This is a genomic window from Deinococcus roseus (assembly GCF_014646895.1).
Taxonomy (GTDB): domain Bacteria; phylum Deinococcota; class Deinococci; order Deinococcales; family Deinococcaceae; genus Deinococcus_C; species Deinococcus_C roseus.
Genome location: NZ_BMOD01000002.1, coordinates 62,752 through 79,787, shown reverse-complemented (window position 1 = coordinate 79,787; position 17,036 = coordinate 62,752). Strand labels below are relative to the sequence as shown.

The 17,036-nt window shown below is 56.1% G+C and carries 18 protein-coding genes; 11 read left to right on the top strand and 7 right to left on the bottom strand.

Annotated elements, in window-relative coordinates; genetic code table 11:
* Positions 1–15 precede the first annotated feature (15 nt).
* The 3 genes from IEY52_RS03280 to ruvA all read right to left on the bottom strand — a co-directional run bounded on the left by IEY52_RS03280 (position 16) and on the right by ruvA (position 2,950).
* Positions 16–696, bottom strand: a complete 681-nt coding sequence (locus IEY52_RS03280) for a hypothetical protein (protein WP_188999815.1) — start codon at positions 694–696, stop codon at positions 16–18.
* Positions 697–863: 167 nt separating this feature from the next.
* Positions 864–2,030 (bottom strand): HEAT repeat domain-containing protein, encoded by a 1,167-nt coding sequence (locus tag IEY52_RS03275; RefSeq protein ID WP_188999811.1) that lies wholly within the window; start codon positions 2,028–2,030, stop codon positions 864–866.
* 326 nt (positions 2,031–2,356) lie between these two features.
* Positions 2,357–2,950: a Holliday junction branch migration protein RuvA gene (gene ruvA, locus IEY52_RS03270; RefSeq protein WP_188999808.1), complete on the bottom strand. Its 594-nt coding sequence runs from the start codon at positions 2,948–2,950 to the stop codon at positions 2,357–2,359.
* Between the two features lie 134 nt (positions 2,951–3,084).
* On the opposite strand from ruvA, the gene lepB reads away from it, so the two are divergent.
* The 5 genes from lepB (at position 3,085) to IEY52_RS03245 (ending at position 7,508) form a co-directional block, all read left to right on the top strand.
* Positions 3,085–3,624, top strand: coding sequence for a signal peptidase I (lepB, locus tag IEY52_RS03265; RefSeq protein WP_229684623.1), 540 nt, complete (start codon positions 3,085–3,087; stop codon positions 3,622–3,624).
* A 421-nt stretch (positions 3,625–4,045) separates the two neighbouring features.
* A complete protein-coding gene (locus IEY52_RS03260; RefSeq protein ID WP_188999802.1) occupies positions 4,046–4,729 on the top strand; it encodes a hypothetical protein in 684 nt (227 codons plus the stop codon).
* 254 nt (positions 4,730–4,983) lie between these two features.
* On the top strand, positions 4,984–6,612 hold the full coding sequence (gene pyrG / locus IEY52_RS03255; RefSeq protein WP_188999799.1) for a CTP synthase: 1,629 nt from the start codon (positions 4,984–4,986) through the stop codon (positions 6,610–6,612).
* Positions 6,613–6,750: 138 nt separating this feature from the next.
* The gene (locus IEY52_RS03250) at positions 6,751–6,957 is read left to right on the top strand and encodes a hypothetical protein (RefSeq protein WP_188999796.1); all 207 of its coding nucleotides are present in this window, start codon (positions 6,751–6,753) and stop codon (positions 6,955–6,957) included.
* A 2-nt stretch (positions 6,958–6,959) separates the two neighbouring features.
* Positions 6,960–7,508, top strand: a complete 549-nt coding sequence (locus IEY52_RS03245) for a helix-turn-helix domain-containing protein (protein ID WP_188999794.1) — start codon at positions 6,960–6,962, stop codon at positions 7,506–7,508.
* Here the strand turns inward: IEY52_RS03245 and holA are convergent.
* Positions 7,495–8,400 (bottom strand): DNA polymerase III subunit delta, encoded by a 906-nt coding sequence (holA, locus tag IEY52_RS03240; RefSeq protein ID WP_188999790.1) that lies wholly within the window; start codon positions 8,398–8,400, stop codon positions 7,495–7,497. The genes IEY52_RS03245 and holA overlap by 14 nt on opposite strands.
* A 367-nt stretch (positions 8,401–8,767) precedes the next feature.
* Here holA and frr point away from each other — a divergent pair, with 367 nt between their 5' ends.
* From frr to IEY52_RS03215, 5 genes are all read left to right on the top strand, one after another.
* Positions 8,768–9,280, top strand: a complete 513-nt coding sequence (gene frr / locus IEY52_RS03235; RefSeq protein ID WP_308424989.1) for a ribosome recycling factor — start codon at positions 8,768–8,770, stop codon at positions 9,278–9,280.
* 87 nt (positions 9,281–9,367) lie between these two features.
* Positions 9,368–10,243, top strand: coding sequence for a phosphatidate cytidylyltransferase (locus IEY52_RS03230; protein ID WP_188999784.1), 876 nt, complete (start codon positions 9,368–9,370; stop codon positions 10,241–10,243).
* Positions 10,244–10,418: 175 nt separating this feature from the next.
* Positions 10,419–11,570 carry a 1-deoxy-D-xylulose-5-phosphate reductoisomerase gene (gene dxr, locus IEY52_RS03225; RefSeq protein ID WP_188999781.1) on the top strand — a complete coding sequence of 384 codons (1,152 nt, stop codon included), beginning with the start codon at positions 10,419–10,421 and terminating at the stop codon, positions 11,568–11,570.
* Positions 11,561–12,631 carry a M50 family metallopeptidase gene (locus IEY52_RS03220; protein WP_188999778.1) on the top strand — a complete coding sequence of 357 codons (1,071 nt, stop codon included), beginning with the start codon at positions 11,561–11,563 and terminating at the stop codon, positions 12,629–12,631. Before dxr ends, IEY52_RS03220 begins: the two co-directional genes overlap by 10 nt.
* A 106-nt stretch (positions 12,632–12,737) precedes the next feature.
* Entirely contained in the window at positions 12,738–13,361 is a 624-nt protein-coding gene (locus IEY52_RS03215; protein ID WP_188999775.1) for a glycosyltransferase family 2 protein, read from the top strand.
* A 305-nt stretch (positions 13,362–13,666) separates the two neighbouring features.
* On the opposite strand, the gene proC is transcribed toward IEY52_RS03215, so the two are convergent.
* Positions 13,667–14,455, bottom strand: a complete 789-nt coding sequence (proC, locus tag IEY52_RS03210) for a pyrroline-5-carboxylate reductase (RefSeq protein WP_188999773.1) — start codon at positions 14,453–14,455, stop codon at positions 13,667–13,669.
* 293 nt (positions 14,456–14,748) lie between these two features.
* Here proC and pheA point away from each other — a divergent pair, with 293 nt between their 5' ends.
* Complete coding sequence (gene pheA, locus IEY52_RS03205; RefSeq protein ID WP_188999771.1) at positions 14,749–15,585, top strand: prephenate dehydratase; 837 nt, start codon at positions 14,749–14,751, stop codon at positions 15,583–15,585.
* Between the two features lie 50 nt (positions 15,586–15,635).
* Here the strand turns inward: pheA and IEY52_RS03200 are convergent, their stop codons facing one another.
* Positions 15,636–16,283 carry a hypothetical protein gene (locus IEY52_RS03200; protein ID WP_188999768.1) on the bottom strand — a complete coding sequence of 216 codons (648 nt, stop codon included), beginning with the start codon at positions 16,281–16,283 and terminating at the stop codon, positions 15,636–15,638.
* Positions 16,284–16,303: 20 nt separating this feature from the next.
* Positions 16,304–16,963, bottom strand: a complete 660-nt coding sequence (locus tag IEY52_RS03195; RefSeq protein WP_188999766.1) for a GntR family transcriptional regulator — start codon at positions 16,961–16,963, stop codon at positions 16,304–16,306.
* Positions 16,964–17,036: the final 73 nt, after the last annotated feature.

The following is a 17,036-nucleotide window of genomic DNA, read 5'->3' as shown; positions in this document are numbered from 1 at the left end:
ATTGCAGGAGGTGTGCTATTCGGTTCTTTCGTTCAGCAAGACTTTCTTTTGCTTTGCCGGATCGGTGAGCTGGTGGTACCAGGAGGCCACCACCAGACTGCCCAGCACATAGATGATCCACAGAAACAGCATGTAAAGCAGCAAAAACTGCAAGAGTTGCTCGGCCTGCTGCACACTGATGTCCATCATGTTTTCAAAATTCAGGTCAGGTCTGGGAATCAGTTTTCCAGCCAGATACTGCAGAAAAGACCACAGAAAGAGCAGGGCCACATGCTTCCACAAATCTCCTTTGCGGATCAATTCGGCATTTTTTTGCAAAATCTGGGCCAGGGTCAGGTCTGCACGGGCCAGCAGAAAACTGTAGAGGAATACAGCAGCAATGAAGGTGTTGCCCAGCATGTCCAGTGCGATGTGCATGCCTCCAAAGAAGGCCACCCCCACAAAACTGAAGGCCATGAACATCACACTCAGCAGCAGGTGGGGAATGGTGAACACACCCTCCCAGTGGAACTTCTGGCTTTTCTCACCCCTTAGGGCAGACACCAGGTAACGCTGGAGGGCGGCTGCCCCGGAAGCCAGCAGGAGTTCACCGGACAGGCTGATCATCAGGCCCGTCACCAGGGCCCAGAACAGGGTCAGGGGTCTGCGAACCAGCAAGAGCAGCACGTCCAGTAGGGTTTGACGAATGGAAATCACAAGAGTACCTCAGGTGCAGTTGAAAGTTGAAGAGAACAGGCGGATGTGTAAGGGACTGTGTAAGGGACAGCAGAAGATCCAGCGTCATCATACAATGCCTGAACCATGAAAAAACCCCTCCAGAGGAGGGGCAGGCAGTTCAGGCGGGGTGGCGCAGGTGGTACTGATCAGGCACTGGGGGTCATGCCCACGTACTGAATCAGTTCCATGCGGTCGGTGGGCAGTTTGAAGGCTTTGAGGATGTCTTTCAGGCTGGACTCGTAATGGTCGCTCCACAGGTTCTTGTGGCTGGTCAGGTACATGATGGTCTGTTTCTGACGCAGGGTAAGCGCTTCTGGGGTCTGCTTGGGACGCTTGTAGAACACGGACATCAGCAGGCGGTTGAGCAGGGGTTTGACGCTGGCGGTAGCAGTGTCCTTGTCGGAAGCAGAGAGGGCATTGAGGGTGCGCTGCAGGGCTTCTTCTCCCAGGATGGAAAGGCAGGCAATCACATCCACGTGAAGTTTGTTCTGCACCCAGGGGAGGTCGGCATAGGCTTCCTCGACCATTTCAGGCTCGACCAGGGCTTTCACAATGGACTGCTCGACTTCTTCGGGGGTGTATTCCTTGAGCAGTCGGGCCAGGCTCATGGCCATCACCAGTCGGGTGAGGGGGTGGCCTTCTTTGTCCAGAGCGTTTTTGATTTCACCGGCCACCACAGGAGCAGGGGTGCCGCGAGAAACAGCAAATGCACCAGTGGCACGCACGTGGGAGTTGGTGTCGCTGCGCATGATGCCCATCAGGGCTGCCAGCACACGGGGGTCTTCCACGCCGAATTCACCGAGGAAGAAGGTGGCCCAGGAACGCAAACGGCGATCAGAAGAGAGCAGCAGCTTCTCGATCATGGGAACGGCACCCCGCACAGCACGGTGGGCGGACTGCACCCATTCGTCGTTGCGTTTGCGCTGTTCCATCATCTCGGGGGTGTTGAGCTGTTGCTTCATGGCGTCTTGCAGCGCATCGGACTGGTCAAACTGTTCGAAGACACTGACCCCGTGGCCGATCTTGATCAGCATGCGCACGATGGCGTAGCGGTCCAGCAGGTCTTCGTTTTCCAGCGCTTTCACCATCACAGGGACGGCGTGGGGGGTGGCCTCGAACACGAAGGCACCCTGGTGAATCAAGCGGTCTTCCAGTGCTTCCAGGGCAGTCTGGCGACTCTTGCGGTCCTCGGATTCCAGGGACTTGATCAGGCTGGGAATGGCGTCTGCAGGTCCCAGAGCGTCTTCGAGCATGGACCAGTCGGTATCGTTGGACTTGTTGTTTCTGCGCCCCAGTCCAAAGAGCGTGGCCATCAGATTGGGTCTGGTGGGCCGACTCTCTGTCGTGCGTGTGATTCGTCTGAAGAGTTGAAGTACGTCCACGTTAGCCTCCGCCTGTCTAGAGCTTCTAGTTCCATACTACGGGCTGCGTCTTACAGCTTTCTCACTGTGCTCTTACACCTTTACGTGATCCCAGTCACATCTTTTGCGAAAGGCTAGCGGATGCTGCTTGTTACGGTTCCCTTAAGTCTATACTTATGAAGCCCATTCTAACATCCTGCGTGCAGGATTGAAAAACTTTCGCATTTTGAACGTCTAGATTGAAACCCAGCATGCGTTACAAAAACTGAAAGTTTCACTCATTTTAACTTGGAGAGCCCCTTGCGAATCAACAGATCTGTGGTGGCTTCCGGCTGCTCAGACAGCAATTCAGCGATCACGGTCCTCACCTGCACTTCGCGGTAGCCAAGGGCCACCAGTGCATCGATGGCATCCCGCTCATGGGGATTGCGGTGCAGAGGGGTTTTTCGGGTGGTGCTGCCTGCTCTGAATTGCTCAGGAATCTTGCCTTGCAATTCCAGAACCAGGCGCTCAGCAGTTCTTTTGCCCACACCAGAGACACTGGAAAGCAGTTTGCTGTCGCCATCCAGAATGGCCCCTGCAAGAATCTGTAAGGGGAGCTGGGACAGCATGGCCAGGGCCAGTTTGGGACCCACACCAGAAACCCCGGTCAGGATATCAAACATTTGCTGCAGGTCCACATGGTGAAACCCGTAAAGGGTCATGGCATCTTCACGGACCACCATGCGGGTGAAAAGCTCTACAACCTCACCTGCCTTGCATTTGTCCAGGGTGGGACGGGACACGAACACCTCGTAGCCCACACCTGCACACAGCACGATCACGGAGCTTTCCCGAGTGGCTTTGACGGTTCCTTCCAGGTAAGCAATCACGGGACCACTTTATCAAAAAGCAGAAGGCATAAAGCAGAAAGCAGAAGGCCCAGGACATTTGTGTCAGCATTTGATTTTCGAGCATCACCTGCTGGATGGTGTTCCTCTCATCCATGCTGCGTACACTGAATTCCGTGCTGAAACGTTTCCTCAAAGAATGGGTGCTGCTGACCTTCCTGCCCCTCTACCTGATTCTGACTTTTGTCTTGACCTTTGGGACCGTGAGTGGAGAAAGCATGGAGCCCACCCTATACGATGGAGAGCGCTTGCTGGTGCTGAAATACCCCAGATGGTTGACAGTCTGGGGCATCCTGCGCAGCTTCCCTCAACATGGGCAGTTGCTGGTGCTCAAAGCCCCTGCAGACAGTGAATATGCCATCGAAAAAGGCTGGTTTGGTCTGGAACACCGCCCTTACATGGTCAAACGCCTGATTGGAAAACCCGGAGACACCCTGGAAATTCGGGAAGGGGAAGTGTGGCTCAACGGCAAAAAACTCCCCGAGCCTTATGCCAGTGAGGCACGGGGAGCAGACAGTTTGCCAGAAATCAAGCTCAAAGAAGATGAATATTTTGTGCTGGGAGACAACAGGGCCACCGGAAGCAGTGTGGACTCCAGATATTACGGCCCGGTGAAGTTTTCAGATCTGGCAGGACCTGTGGTTCCGCTGTTCTGAAAACCGTTCTGAACCTCCTGCTTTCAGAACGCTCAATACGCTGAGATGGGATCCAGGCAAAGCCAGGTGCCTTTGGGATCGGGGGTGCACCCGGTGGGAGGCTGAGGTTGAGGCTGGGGATCTGGACAACTGCAAGGGGTCATGTTGCCTTTGCACTGGTTCGGGGGAGGACAGGCAAAAGCAGTGCCATTGAATGAAATGGTTGTAAAAAGCAGCATGGTGGAAAGCAGAACTTTTTTCATGGGTGGGGCTCCTGAGACACAAGGGTCGTTTTTCCTGCTCTCATGGCAGGATTGGGGTTGCTTGCTAGAATTGTAAAAAATCTGTATGTTCAATGCCACCCCCTTTTGAAAATAGATGTTGAAAATAGATGCCGTTAAATCAGACCCTCTGCACCTGGACCCCCTGAAGACACCTCCCCATGCCCCCAGACCCCCATTTTGACCCCCAGCCCTGGCAAACCATCACCGACAGCAGAGCGGCGGCTTTTCTGGTGCATGCAGAGCATTCCCAGTATTTTGTGCCATTTCTGGACCGCGAGTGCACCGTCAAACAGCTCAGTGAAGAGGTGCCCTGCACAGCTTTGCAGGCTTACCGCGCTGTGGAACAGATGGAGGATCTGGGGCTGATTCAGACAGTGCGCAAAATCACCCGCAGGGGCAAACCCATCAAGGTGTACACCTCGGTTTCAAAAGCGCTTTTTGTGCCCTTCAAGTATGCCCCCCACAACAGTTTTGAAGACATGATGCTCTCCAGAGACAACACCTGGCGGGAACTGCTGTTTCACAGCCTGATGTCCCAGTTCTATCAGGTTGCAGATGATGCTGGGCGTGATCTGGGATTGCGTTTCCTGCGCCATGAAGGCAAACCTTATGTGGTTCAGGCGCTGGGATCAGGCGAGGACGGCTCCAGAGGCCTCATTGCCAGTTTCAGTGCCCCAGACACACCTGCCATTCGGGACGACTGGCGGGTTTTGAAGCTCACCCGTGAACAGGCCAAAACCCTGCAGCAGGAATTTTACGAACTGATCCACCGGTATGCAGGGCAAGAAGAGGGAAGAGATTACATTCTCCGGGTGGCTCTGGCACCTTACAAGGAGAAATAAAAAGCAAAAGGCAGCAGGCCAAAAATGCTTAAGCCAGAGCTTTTCTAGCCTTCTGCTTTCAGCTTTCTGCCTTCTGCTCCCCACATCATTTGCCTTCCCCCCCCACTTTCGTGCTACAATCAAGACCCGAAGGCTTGAGCACTTCGGCTTTTTTATTGCCGTTTTCTCTCTCAAGCAAACATCCCACCCATCCGTCACTCTGACCATGCAAAGGGTCTAGAGCTTTCTTTTTTTGTTTCAGAGAGGAGCAGCACATGAAATACATCTTCGTGACAGGCGGCGTGGTGTCCAGCCTTGGCAAAGGCGTGGTCACCAGTTCACTCGGGGCACTCTTGCGTGCCAGAGGCTACAAAGTCACTGCAGTCAAAATCGATCCTTACATCAACATCGATGCTGGAACCATGCGCCCTTACGAGCACGGAGAGGTGTTTGTGACCTCCGGGGGCAGCGAGACCGACCTCGACATCGGGAACTACGAGCGCTTCCTGGACATGGACATCCCAGAAGGCTCCAACATCACCACCGGACAGGTGTACCAGACCGTGATCCGCAAAGAGCGTGCTGGAGAGTACCTGTCCCAGACCGTGCAGGTGATTCCCCACATCACCGACGAGATCAAGTTCCGCATCCGTGCTGCTGGTGAGCGTGCAGGTGCAGAAATTGTGATTGTCGAGGTGGGTGGAACCGTCGGTGACATCGAGAGCACCCCATTCCTGGAAGCCATCCGCCAGATGCGTTTTGATGAGGGTGTCGAGAACACCATGTTCGTGCATGTGACGCTGGTGCCTTACCTGGAAACCAGCCATGAATTCAAGACCAAACCCACCCAGCACAGCGTGGCCACCCTGCGCAGCGTTGGCATTTCGCCCGACGCCATCATTGTGCGCTCCAAGGTGGAGTTGCCCCAGGACATCGCCAAGAAGATTGCGCTGTTCACCAGTGTGATGCCCGGACGGGTGTTCACCAGTTATGACGTTTCCAACATCTACGAGCTTCCCATTGCCTTCGATGAGCAGGGTCTGGGCCGTGTGGTGGAGAAGCAACTGGAACTGGAAAAAGTCACGGCCAACCTGAGCGTATGGCAGAACGCCGTGCAGGTCATGAAGCGCCCTGGCAACGAGGTGACCATTGCCATTGCAGGCAAATACACCGCCATGCCCGATGCTTACAAGAGCCTGCTGGAATCTCTGGAGCACGCTGCCATTGCCAACAATGCCAGATTGAACGTCAAATGGGTCAACACCGAGGACGTGACTGACGAGGACATCGCAGAGCACTTTGAAGGCACAGACGCCATTCTGGTGCCAGGAGGCTTCGGGATCCGGGGGATTGAAGGGAAAATTCGCACCGCCCAGTATGCCCGTGAAAACCAGGTGCCCTACCTGGGGATCTGCCTGGGCATGCAGATTGCCGTGATTGAATACGCCAGAAACATCTGCAAACTGGAACAGGCCAACTCCAGTGAGTTCGACCAGTACACCCACCACCAGGTGATTGGCCTGATGCCCGAGCAAATGGAAGTGGAAGGCATGGGGGGCACCATGCGTCTGGGAGACTGGCCCATGAAAGTGGAGCCTGGCACCAAACTGGGCGAGATTTATGGGGTGCCGCAGGGGGGCACCGTGATGGAACGCCACCGTCACCGTTATGAGGTGAACCCCGAGTACGTGCAGCAATTGAAAGATGCCGGTCTGGTGATCTCTGGTGTGACCCCTGGCATGAAAGGCCGGGGTGCCGGTCTGGTGGAAGCCATCGAACTGAAAGGGCATCCTTTCTTTGTGGCCTTGCAGTCCCACCCAGAGTTCAAATCCCGTCCCATGCGTCCCAGCCCTCCCTTCAAAGCGTTCCTGGCCGCAGCCCTGAAGCATCAGGCCCAGTCCTGAAGCTGCTTTGACTTCAGAGGTTTGATCTCAAAGATTTGACAGCAAAGTTTTTCCTCAGCCAGAGTGGGTTCTTGCCTGCTCTGGCTGTTTCTCATGTCTTCTTTTCCATTTTTGTCAAAATTTTGATAAAATTTTCCCATGCGATGGCTGGAATTGTATGACCTGACCGATTCACACCCGAGGCTTTTTGATTCCCCAGAAACCGCTGTGCGTTACCTGCGGGTGCATGAGCGCCTGACCCCAGAACAGCAACAGGTTGTGCTGGACACCCTGGAAGGCTCACAAAGTTGCGAGCTGAACCCTCCCGTGACCCGCAAGAGTTACGTGCTGAAGTTCAGGGAGTGAGCGTGCGTTTTGGCATGCTGATCTACCCGGGTGTCAGCGAGTATGAACTGGGGGTGTTCACCAGCGTGCTCAGTTATGCGAAGCAGGCCCGCACAGATGTGGAAATCTGCACCCTGGCCCGCACCAGAGGCTCCATCCAGACCAGTGGGGGTCTGGTGCTCACCCCACACTATGCTTACCCATCGGCTCCAGACTTCACGGTGCTGATGGTTCCCTCTGGAAACCAGGTGCAAAAACACGCCCGTGATGCCCTGACCCGGCAGTACCTGCAACACCATCCCACCCATTACGCAGCTGTGGGTTCAGGCATCATTTTTCTGGGAGAATCGGGCCTGATCAAAGGCAAACAGGTTGCCACCTCGGCGGAACTGGAATCGCTGGTCTGGATGTATGAGCCATCAGATGTGCAAACCCAGCCTGCCGCTGCTCTGGAAGGCAACTATTTTGCGGAAAGCCAGGGACAGGTGCTGGATCTGGCCTTCTCGGTGGTGGCAGACCACTTTGATGCCGGGGTGACCTCGCTGGTGCGCTCCCGTTTCACTGCAAACTGAGCTGCACCATCAGGCGTTCCAGGGTGCTGACTGCATCGAGGCCGCTTTTCATGGCGAAATCGGCCTCCAGAATCCTTTCCAGATGCACCCGGATTCTGGCCTCATTGAGTTTGCGGGCCACTTCCAGTGCTTTCCTGGTGGGAAAGGGCTTGGTGCCCAGCTTCTGTGCTGCCTCGTTCTCCTGAATGCCCGGATTTTCCTGCCTGAGGGCCACACAACGGGCCACCAGACTGTACTGCCACACCACAGCGCCCAGCAGCTTGAAGGGATCCTCTCCAGAGCCCATCAGCCTGTCCAGCTGAGAGAGGGCTTCCCTGGTGTTTCCTGCAGTGGCGGCCCCCAGCATCTGAAAAGAATCTCCTGGCGGGTTGAGGTTCACGGTTTTGCGCACCAGAGCCACATCCACCTTGCCTTCTGCAATCAGGGTCAGTTTGTAGAGCTCACTCTCGATGCTGGCCAGATCGCTCTGGAACACTTCTGCAAGCCAGAATGCTGCATCTTTGTCCAGAGACAGTTTGTGGTGTTTGGCGCGGGCCATCACCCAGCCCGCAATGTCTCCGGTCTTGGTGGGGGAGGGGAGAGGGAAATGCTGCCCCAGTTTTTCATAGGATTTGATGCGTCCTGCTGGAGCGGCAGGATCAATGATGGCGACCACTGCATCCGATTTGCCACACACCTCGATGACATCCTTGGGATTTTTCAGGCCCTCGAAGTCCAGAATGACCCCGCTGACCCCGAACAGACTGCTCTGCAAGTGGGGCAACACTGTTTCCAGGCTGATTTCCTCTGCAGACAGGCGGGTGACCTCCCGGTGGTTGAGGCCCTGCTTCTGCACTTCACGCCTGAGGGCATCTTCGATCAAAAAACGGTGGCCAGAGAAAGCAAGGATCATGGTGAGGACAGTTTACTTTGCCGAGGGCTGAGGGCCAAGAGCAGACAGGGATACTCTGGCATAAGCTGTCCTGTCCTTCTCAGATTTTCCTGTGAATATTGAGCTTTCTTTTGTTTTTCAGCCCTCGGCGCTGCGTAAAGATTCTGTCCAGGGAAAGCCCCATCAAATGCCAGACCCATGTGTGCTGTCACGCAGCTGTACTACAGGATTTCACATCTTGGTAGTAAGATGGTTCACGGACTGACGCAATGGCGTCTGCTGGGGCGAACAGACACCCGATGAGGTGTGGGACCACGGAGGGTCCCCTTTTGACCCCAAACTTTGAGGAGGATTTGTGAAACAGATCTACGATTACACCCGTGAACACATGCAGAAGGCACTGGAGTCCCTGGAAAACAACCTGGCTGTGCTGCGCACTGGCCGTGCAAATCCTGGCATGCTCAAGAAAATCACCGTCGAGTACTACGGCACCACCATGCCCCTCGACCAGGTGGCTGGCGTGACCACCCCGGATGCCCGCACCCTGCTGATCAGCCCCTGGGACCGTGGTGTGCTCAACCTGATCGAGAAAGCCATTCGGGACTCAGACCTGGGCCTCAACCCCAACAACAAAGGGGATGCCATCTTCATTCAGGTGCCGGTGCTCACCGAGGAGCGCCGCAAGGACCTGGTGAAGAACGCCAAAGCCTACGCCGAAGATGGCCGGGTTTCTGTGCGCAACATCCGCAAGAAAGCCCTGGAAGAAGTGAAGAAGCTGGAAAAAACCACCGGCGAAGACGAAATCAAAAAAGCCCAGGAAGAAATCCAGAAAATCACTGACGAGTACATCAAAAAAGTCGATGAAGTGCTGGCCAAAAAAGAGCAAGACATCCTCAACTGAACAGGGAATGGGTGGGAAGGTTGCATGGTGTGACCTTCCCACTTTTCTGGAGAGACGCTGCTGCATGACTTCTGTTGAAAGACCTTCATGACTGAAAACGCCACGCCCACCCCCGGTAAACCTCCAGAAAGCATGCAGTCCAGGGTGTTTTACGGCCTGACTGCCTTTGGGGTCACGCTTCTGGTGCTGTACCTGGGCACCTGGGCATTGTTTCCGGTCCTGATTGCTGCTGCCCTGATTGCCCAGCACGAGTTTGCCAGCATGCTGCGCAAACGGGATGTGGATGTCCGGTACAAGACCCTGATGGTGTCCTCCATTCTGATCATCCTGGCCAGCAGCACCCGCCTTCCCGAGGTTCCCTGGATCGGAGGAAGCTGGCGCGAGGTGGCCCTGACCGCCAGCATCCTGACCATCATCATCATGGAGGTGGTGGAACCCGGAGAGCGTCCTCTGGAACGCATCGTTTATAGCCTGTTCGGGCTGCTGTACATCCCGTGGTTGCTGGGGTACTTTTTGCTGCTCCGGGAAACCCCCAACATGCAGGACGGCTTCGGTTATCTGGTGATGCCCCTGATTGCTTCCTTTGCCACCGACACCGGAGGATTGTTCTTTGGACGGCTTTTTGGACGCAGGAAACTGGCCCCGGACCTCTCTCCGGGCAAAACGGTGGAAGGGGCCATCGGAGGGATTGCCTTCAGTTTTGTGATGGTGTTCGGGTTTGGCCGGATTTTTGACACCTTCCTGTTTGGTCTGAACGTGTGGGATGCCCTGCTGTTCTCTCTGTTGATCTCCAGTGCAGCCCAGCTGGGTGACCTGGCCGAAAGCATGATCAAACGCGCCCTCAACGTCAAGGACTCGGGGAATTTTCTGCCTGGTCACGGAGGCTTGCTGGACCGTCTGGACAGTTTGCTGTTCTCGGTGCCGGTGGCTTATTTGTTTGTGACCATGGTGGTGACGAAATAAAGCCGAGGGCGCAGGGCCGAGAGCCGAGGGCAAAAGACGGCTTGAGCCAAAGCTTTGTGGATTTGACATTGAGCTGAGGCTGTTGCATTTTATTCTCTCGGCTCTCGGCTTCTTCCAATTTGACCTCTCACACGCGCAACACACCTGAGTGTGTCACGCTAAAGGCAGTGTGGCTATGCATACCCTCAGCATTCTAGGTTCAACCGGGTCCATCGGCACGCAGTCGCTGGAGGTGGCCCGCAGGCGTGGGTACCGCATCCAGGGGCTTGCGGCAGGCAAAAACCTTCAACTTCTCCAGGCGCAGGTTCAGGAATTTCAGCCTGAACTGGTCAGCGTGGATCCCGAAATTTACCAGGAGGCCAAAGCCCTCCTTTCTGAAACCCGTGTGGTCTCTGACCCCTGTGAGGTGGCAGCACTGCCCACAGAAATTGTGGTGGGTGCGATTCCTGGTCTTGCTGGACTGGCCCCAACACGCAGAGCTTTGCAGCGTGGGGCTGCTGTGGCCCTGGCCAACAAGGAGAGCATGGTGGTGGCTGGACCCCTGATGTGGGACCTCCTGCAGCAACATGGAGGCCGCATCACCCCCGTGGACAGCGAGCACAGCGCCCTCTACCAGTGCCTGGTTGGAGAACAGCTTTCTGAGGTCAAGGAACTCATCATCACAGCGTCTGGAGGGCCGTTCAGGACTGGACCTGCAGATCTTGCTGAGGTGACCCCCCAGATGGCCCTGAAGCATCCCACCTGGGCCATGGGGGCCAAGGTGACCATCGACAGTTCCACCCTGATGAACAAGGGTCTGGAGGTGCTGGAGGCCCATTACCTGTATGGTCTGGACCTGGACCATGTGGGGGTGCTGGTGCATCCCCAGAGCATCATTCATGCCCTGGTGCGGTTTCAGGATGGCAACCTCAAAGCCCATCTGGGACCCCCAAACATGCAGCTTCCCATCCAGTACGGCATCGATGGAGCGTTGCAGGGCATGCGCTTTGCAGGAGATGTGCATGAGGCACCGCGCCATGTTGCTCCTTTCACTGACTTTTCCATGGCCCGCACGCTGGAACTCTTTGAAGTGGACCGCCAGCGCTTTCCCTGTCTGGATCTGGCTTATGCCGCAGGTCGCACAGGTGGCGTGGCCCCCGTGGCCCTGAATGCCGCAGATGAAATTGCCGTGGAGGCTTTCTTGCAGAACAAAATCCGTTATACCGACATCCCTGTTGTGATTGAAAAGGTGCTGCAAGAGTGTCCTGATCAATCCCTCAGCTGGGAATCCATTTTTGAAGTGGACCAGTGGGCCCGCGCCCGCAGCCAGGAGATTTTATGGGCCTGATCATCTGGCTTCTGGTGATTCAGATTGCGGTGATCCTGCACGAGGGGGCGCATTATCTTGCTGCCCGCATGCAAGGCGCAAAAGTGTCTGCTTTCTCGGTGGGGATGGGGCCCATCATTGCGCGGTTCAAGAGGGGAGAAACTGAATTTCGCCTGTCTGCACTGCCCATCGGTGGGTATGTCCTGATTGATGACCTGGGTCCAGAATCCCTGGAAGGCCAGAAAAAAGCCCGCCTCACCCCACTGGGGAAAATTCTGGTGCTGTTTGCCGGTCCCCTCTCCAACTGGGTGCTGGCCATCTTGCTGATGGCGGGCATTTTTGCCTCTCAGGGAGTGCCCCAGACGGATTACACCCGGGCCTCCATTCGCCGGGTTCTTCCAGATTCTGCTGCTGAAAAAGACGGCGTGAAAGCGGGAGACATCCTGATTGCCATTGACGGCAAGCCCCTCCCTGAGCAGGAAATTGTGGATGGTCAGCCCCGCATGGGTTACCTGAAGCTGCAGGACGCCATCCGCAGCAAAGAACCCAACACCCTGATCTTCCTGCGGGGCAACGAGAAAATCAATGTCAAGCTGTCCTTTGAGTGGAAACCCGGAGCCAGATACGGTGTGGAGTACGGTCCCAAACAGAACGTGAAGCCTGTGGCCAACTATTTTGCTGCTCTGGGAGAAGCCTGGAACCAGTCCATCAAGATTGTGCCCCAGGCCTTGCAGAGTTTTGCCAAAGGCATCACCCAGACGTTCACAGCCCCTCTGGCCCCCAGCAGCGAAGTGGCTGGTCCGGTGGCCAGTGCCCAGGCTGCAGGTGCCATGGCCCGTGAAGGCGGCATCTGGGGTGTGCTGACCTTCGCCACCCTGGTGAACATGAGCCTCGCCATCTTCAACCTGATCCCCATTCCAGGCCTGGATGGTGGACGCATTCTGCTGGTGCTGATCCAGTTGCTGCTCAGAAGGCCCCTGCAGCCCGCCCAGGAGGCCATGATCAACTTCACGGGTTTTGTGTTCCTGATGGTGTTCATGTTCCTGGTGTTTCTGGGAGACATTGCACGGGTGATTCCCTGACCTGGGTTTCCTGGAAGCCCAGAAGGGCTGTGTTACAATCACTGCATAAGCCTTCTTCAAGCTTTTTTGCACCCCGGCGATGGTGCCCTTCAATCGCCCTGAAAACATGCCTGAACTGACTGCTGTGATTGCTGCTTACAACGAACAAGACACCATTGCTGAAGTGGTGGGGGTGGCCCGCTGTTGTGGACCGGTGATTGTGGTTTGCGATGGTTGCTCAGACCACACTGCCGAGCATGCCCGTGCAGCAGGAGCCACGGTCATCGAACTGAACCCCAATCAGGGAAAAAGTCAGGCGCTTTACACCGGAGTCAAAGCGGCCACCACCGACCTGATCCTCAGTCTGGATGCTGACCTGGTGGGCCTGACTCCTGAGCACCTGAAACTGCTGTCTGACCCGGTGGTGCAGGGCCAGTACGACATGACCATCGGGGTCTTCCAGGGTGGAGGGGTGCTCACCGATTTTGGCAACCGCGCCACCCCCTACCTCAGCGGACAGCGGGTGTTCCAGCGCGACTGGATGCTTTCCGTACCCAGGCTCACCGAGGAACGCTGGCCTGAGCCCGCCATCACCGAACACCTGAAAACCTCAGGGATCCGCTGGGAATACGTCTCCCTGCCCAAAGTCAGGCAGGTCATGAAAGAACAGAAACGCGGCCTGCTGGAAGGGGTCAAGCACCGGGTCAAGATGTACAAATCCATTCTGGACTTTCAGACCAAAAAGAAATAAAGGCCAGATCTCCCTGTGGGGGTGCGTTTGAGGGTGCTGAGGGGGAGATCCCCCCGCTTCTCGCTAACGCTCGAAGGTCCCCCCGTCAGCGTTGGGGGGTTGGTGGTTGTCTCAAATGGGAGCCATGCCAGACGAACAACAACTCCCCCTTCATTAAGCGCCTCAGTGCCGACCAGGCCGTCCTGGAGGCACGCTTTAAGAGGCAAGAAGGGGAACAGCTTCGAACGCAGTGAGAAGCAGGGGGATTTAAACCCCCAGTGCTTTAAGGAGAGACCGCCTCAAGCTTTGCTTGAGGCAGAGGGATTTTATTCGTCCATCCCCAGTTCTGCCCCACGTTTGGTGGCAGCAATCACAGCTTCAATGGCTGCGGCCCGGAAGGTGTAACGCTCGATTTGCTCCAGACCGGCAATGGTGGTGCCTCCAGGGCTGGCCACTTCATCTTTCAGGATGGCAGGGTGGGCTTTCTGCAGCAGCAGTTCTCCGGTGGTGATCAGCAATTTGGCGGCCAGTTCATTGGCCTGTGCGCGGGGAAGGCCCACACGCACGCCACCATCTGCCAGGGCTTCAGCAAAGACAGCAGCATAAGCAGGACCAGACCCCACCATGCCTGTGAAGGCGTTGAACAGGTTTTCAGGGATGTCATAAACACTCCCCACACTGCTGAACAGCTGGTGCCCGAAAGCCAGATCGCCGTACTCGTTGGCTTCTTTGGTGCCCGTTACAGCGCTCTGGGATTTGCCAATGGTGGCCCCCAGGTTGGGCATCACCCGCACCACGCGTTTGGTGCCGAGTCTGCGGGCCAGCACGGTGGTGCTGATGCCTGCCATGGTGGAGATGTAACCCACACTGGGACGGGCCAGATCATCAGACATTTGCAGGAAGTGACGGGGCTGCAAGGCCAGCAACACCCGCTCTGCCTGTCCCAGCTGGTTGATCTTCATGGGTTTGACCCCATATTTCTGGACCCATTTGTCCACCAGGGTGGCGTTGTGGTCAATGATGCCAATTTCAGAGGGTTGCAGCAGTCCGGTGGCGATCACGCCTTCCATGACGGCTCCGCCCATTTTTCCCACACCAACAATCACCAATTTCATAAAGGGCAGTGTAGCACTGCAAGAAGAAGATTCGGGTTTTGGCTGTCTATTTCGTGGTTGTGGGAAGGGCAGGGTGCCGAGGGCCGAGGGCCAGGTGCCGGGTGCAAAAAGACAGTTGCAAGTTGTTGCCCTCTGTCAAGGATTGCCAATCCTTGACAGGTGTTTTGATGGTGAGCATTCAGCTTTCTGGCACTTTTTTTGTTGGCTGTTGCATTCTGCTCTTGGCACCTGGTGCCTGGCCCTCGGCTGCAATCCCTTGATTTCCCCAAACCCCCCCCAATAGTATGGAGGGCATGTCTAAGACCCGAGTTGCCTTCCAGGGGGTTCCTGGCGCTTACAGTGAGATTGCAGCCCTGAACAGCACCGAAGGCGAAATTGAAGCCGTGGGCTACGCCTCCTTTCAGGAGGTTTTGAATGCCGTGATGACCGGAGAGTGCGATCTGGCTGCACTGCCCGTCGAGAATTCTCTGGCAGGCACGGTCATTCCTGCTGTGGATGAACTGTCCCAGAGCGACTTGCACGCCATCCAGGAAGTGATGGTGCGGGTGCACCACCAGCTTCTGGTGCTTCCTGGTGTGAAAATGCAGGACATCGAAAAGGTTTACAGCCATCCCCAGGCCCTGGCCCAGTGTGATGGGTACTTCAAGAAACATGGCCTGAAACCCGTCCCTGCCTACGACACTGCCGGAAGTGCCAAGGATCTGGCCGAATCAGGCAACAGACACGCTGCCAGTGTGGCTTCCCGCCGTGCTGCAGAGCTGTATGGTCTGGACATTCTGGCAGAGAACATCGAAGACGAGGACTTCAACACCACCCGTTTTCTGGTGCTCTCCAAGAACCGCAACAGGATCGAAGCTGGCAAGCCCTACAAGACCAGCATCATCTTTGCGGTGCGCCACCAGCCTGGAAGCCTGATCGATTGCCTGTCGGTGTTTCGGGACCATGGGGTGAACCTGTGCCGCATTGAAAGCCGTCCCAGAAGGGACAAGCCCTGGTCTTACCTGATGTACGTGGACTTTGAGGGGCACACCCTGGACAGCGAAGTGCAGGCTGCACTGGCCCAGATGATGCACAGCGCCAGTTTCCTGAAGATTCTGGGGTCTTATCCCTCGGCCACTGTGACCCTGTAAGAGGTGGTCCAGCAAAAGCAATCCCAGAGGTTTTCTCTGGGATTTTGGTTTCAGTCTTCGCTGGAGTTGCGGGTGTTCTCACCATTTCCGGTGGCAGGTGGCTCAATGCGGGGTGGGGGAGGGGCTTCCACCTGGGTGATCACCTTGTTGCCAGCAGAATCCATGGCAGAAACGGTGGTGTCCTGGGGGGGCACCTCGGCATAGAAAGGCACTTCTGCACCAGGCGTGACTCCAATGGATACCCCCCCGACCAGCACATCTTGCACCTTGACGTTGTCCTTGACCACCCCTTCAATGCGCATGGTGTTGAGGTCGCGGTCCACCCGTTTGATGGTGATTTCGGGGTCTTTCTGGTCCACACGGATGGGCAATTCCAGACGGGTTTTGTTGTTGCTGCTGTCTGACACCTGAATCACGTAAGAGGACACTGCTGAACTTCCATCGGTCTGGAAGCTGAAAGGCACAATGCGTTTGCCTTTCTTGCTGGTGTACCCTTTCAGTTTGAACAGTTCGGTGTCATTGATCTTGATGGACTGGATGCCAGCATCATCGAAGGCGTAACCCCGAACCAGGGCTTTCCCTGCTTTGGTGATGGCCCCGGAAGAGGGTTCCTGCAGGATGATCTGGGGGGTGATGCCGTCACTGTTGCGGGTGCAACCCGTGAGGACAAGCAGAAGCAAGAGCGCATAACGACGCATTGGAAAGAGTATAGCAGAGCCTACTTCCGGGAAAGATGTGCGTACATGAGCTCCCCGGCCCCTTCCAGGTGGTCCCGCATGGCTTTTTCTGCCAGATCGGCATGGCCTTGCAAGATGGCTTCCACAATGCGCTGGTGTTCGGCAGTGCCATCGTGCAAACGGTTGGGGAGCAGGCTGGAGGCGGCAATCACCTTCTGAATCTGACCGCGCAGGGTTTCAGCGGTCTTCAAGAGGCGTTTGTGACCGCTGCCTTCCCAGATGATCTGGTGCAGGTCCAGGTCGGTGTGGCTGTAAGCATTGATGTCAGAACGCTGGGCGGCTTGCTCCATCTGTTCCATGACTTTCTGCAGTTTCTTCAGGGTGGGTTTGTGTTGCTTGAGGGCGGCCAGACGTGCAGCGAGCCCTTCCACCACCGCCCGGAGCTGGTAAATTTCCCGCACATCTTCTGCGTCCAGATGGGGGATGAAGTACCCTCTGCGGGGAATGGCTTCCACCAGACCCTCATGGTGCAGGGCAGCCAGGGCTTCCTTGATGGGCGTGGCCGAAACCTGGTATTGCTCTGCCAGGGTTTGCACCACCATTTTGCTGCCCGGAGGAATCTGGTTTTCAAGGATGGCCCGGCGCAGCAGCAGGTACGTTTCATGGTTGATGTTGTTGCGTTTGAGAAAACCAGCGGGCATACCGTGATTTTACGCAGGTATCACCGCAAAATTCAAGGCAAATTCAAGATTTTGGATTTAAAATGCTTTCCGA

Coding starts and splice junctions, on each gene's coding strand:
- IEY52_RS03275 (WP_188999811.1), bottom strand. CDS start 2,030: ATGGCCACGCTCTTTGGACTGGGGCGCAGAAACAACAAGTCCAACGAT.
- IEY52_RS03260 (WP_188999802.1), top strand. CDS start 4,046: ATGCCCCCAGACCCCCATTTTGACCCCCAGCCCTGGCAAACCATCACC.
- pyrG (WP_188999799.1), top strand. CDS start 4,984: ATGAAATACATCTTCGTGACAGGCGGCGTGGTGTCCAGCCTTGGCAAA.
- IEY52_RS03250 (WP_188999796.1), top strand. CDS start 6,751: ATGCGATGGCTGGAATTGTATGACCTGACCGATTCACACCCGAGGCTT.
- holA (WP_188999790.1), bottom strand. CDS start 8,400: ATGATCCTTGCTTTCTCTGGCCACCGTTTTTTGATCGAAGATGCCCTC.
- frr (WP_308424989.1), top strand. CDS start 8,768: ATGCAGAAGGCACTGGAGTCCCTGGAAAACAACCTGGCTGTGCTGCGC.
- IEY52_RS03230 (WP_188999784.1), top strand. CDS start 9,368: ATGACTGAAAACGCCACGCCCACCCCCGGTAAACCTCCAGAAAGCATG.
- dxr (WP_188999781.1), top strand. CDS start 10,419: ATGCATACCCTCAGCATTCTAGGTTCAACCGGGTCCATCGGCACGCAG.
- IEY52_RS03220 (WP_188999778.1), top strand. CDS start 11,561: ATGGGCCTGATCATCTGGCTTCTGGTGATTCAGATTGCGGTGATCCTG.
- IEY52_RS03215 (WP_188999775.1), top strand. CDS start 12,738: ATGCCTGAACTGACTGCTGTGATTGCTGCTTACAACGAACAAGACACC.
- proC (WP_188999773.1), bottom strand. CDS start 14,455: ATGAAATTGGTGATTGTTGGTGTGGGAAAAATGGGCGGAGCCGTCATG.
- pheA (WP_188999771.1), top strand. CDS start 14,749: ATGTCTAAGACCCGAGTTGCCTTCCAGGGGGTTCCTGGCGCTTACAGT.
- IEY52_RS03200 (WP_188999768.1), bottom strand. CDS start 16,283: ATGCGTCGTTATGCGCTCTTGCTTCTGCTTGTCCTCACGGGTTGCACC.
- IEY52_RS03195 (WP_188999766.1), bottom strand. CDS start 16,963: ATGCCCGCTGGTTTTCTCAAACGCAACAACATCAACCATGAAACGTAC.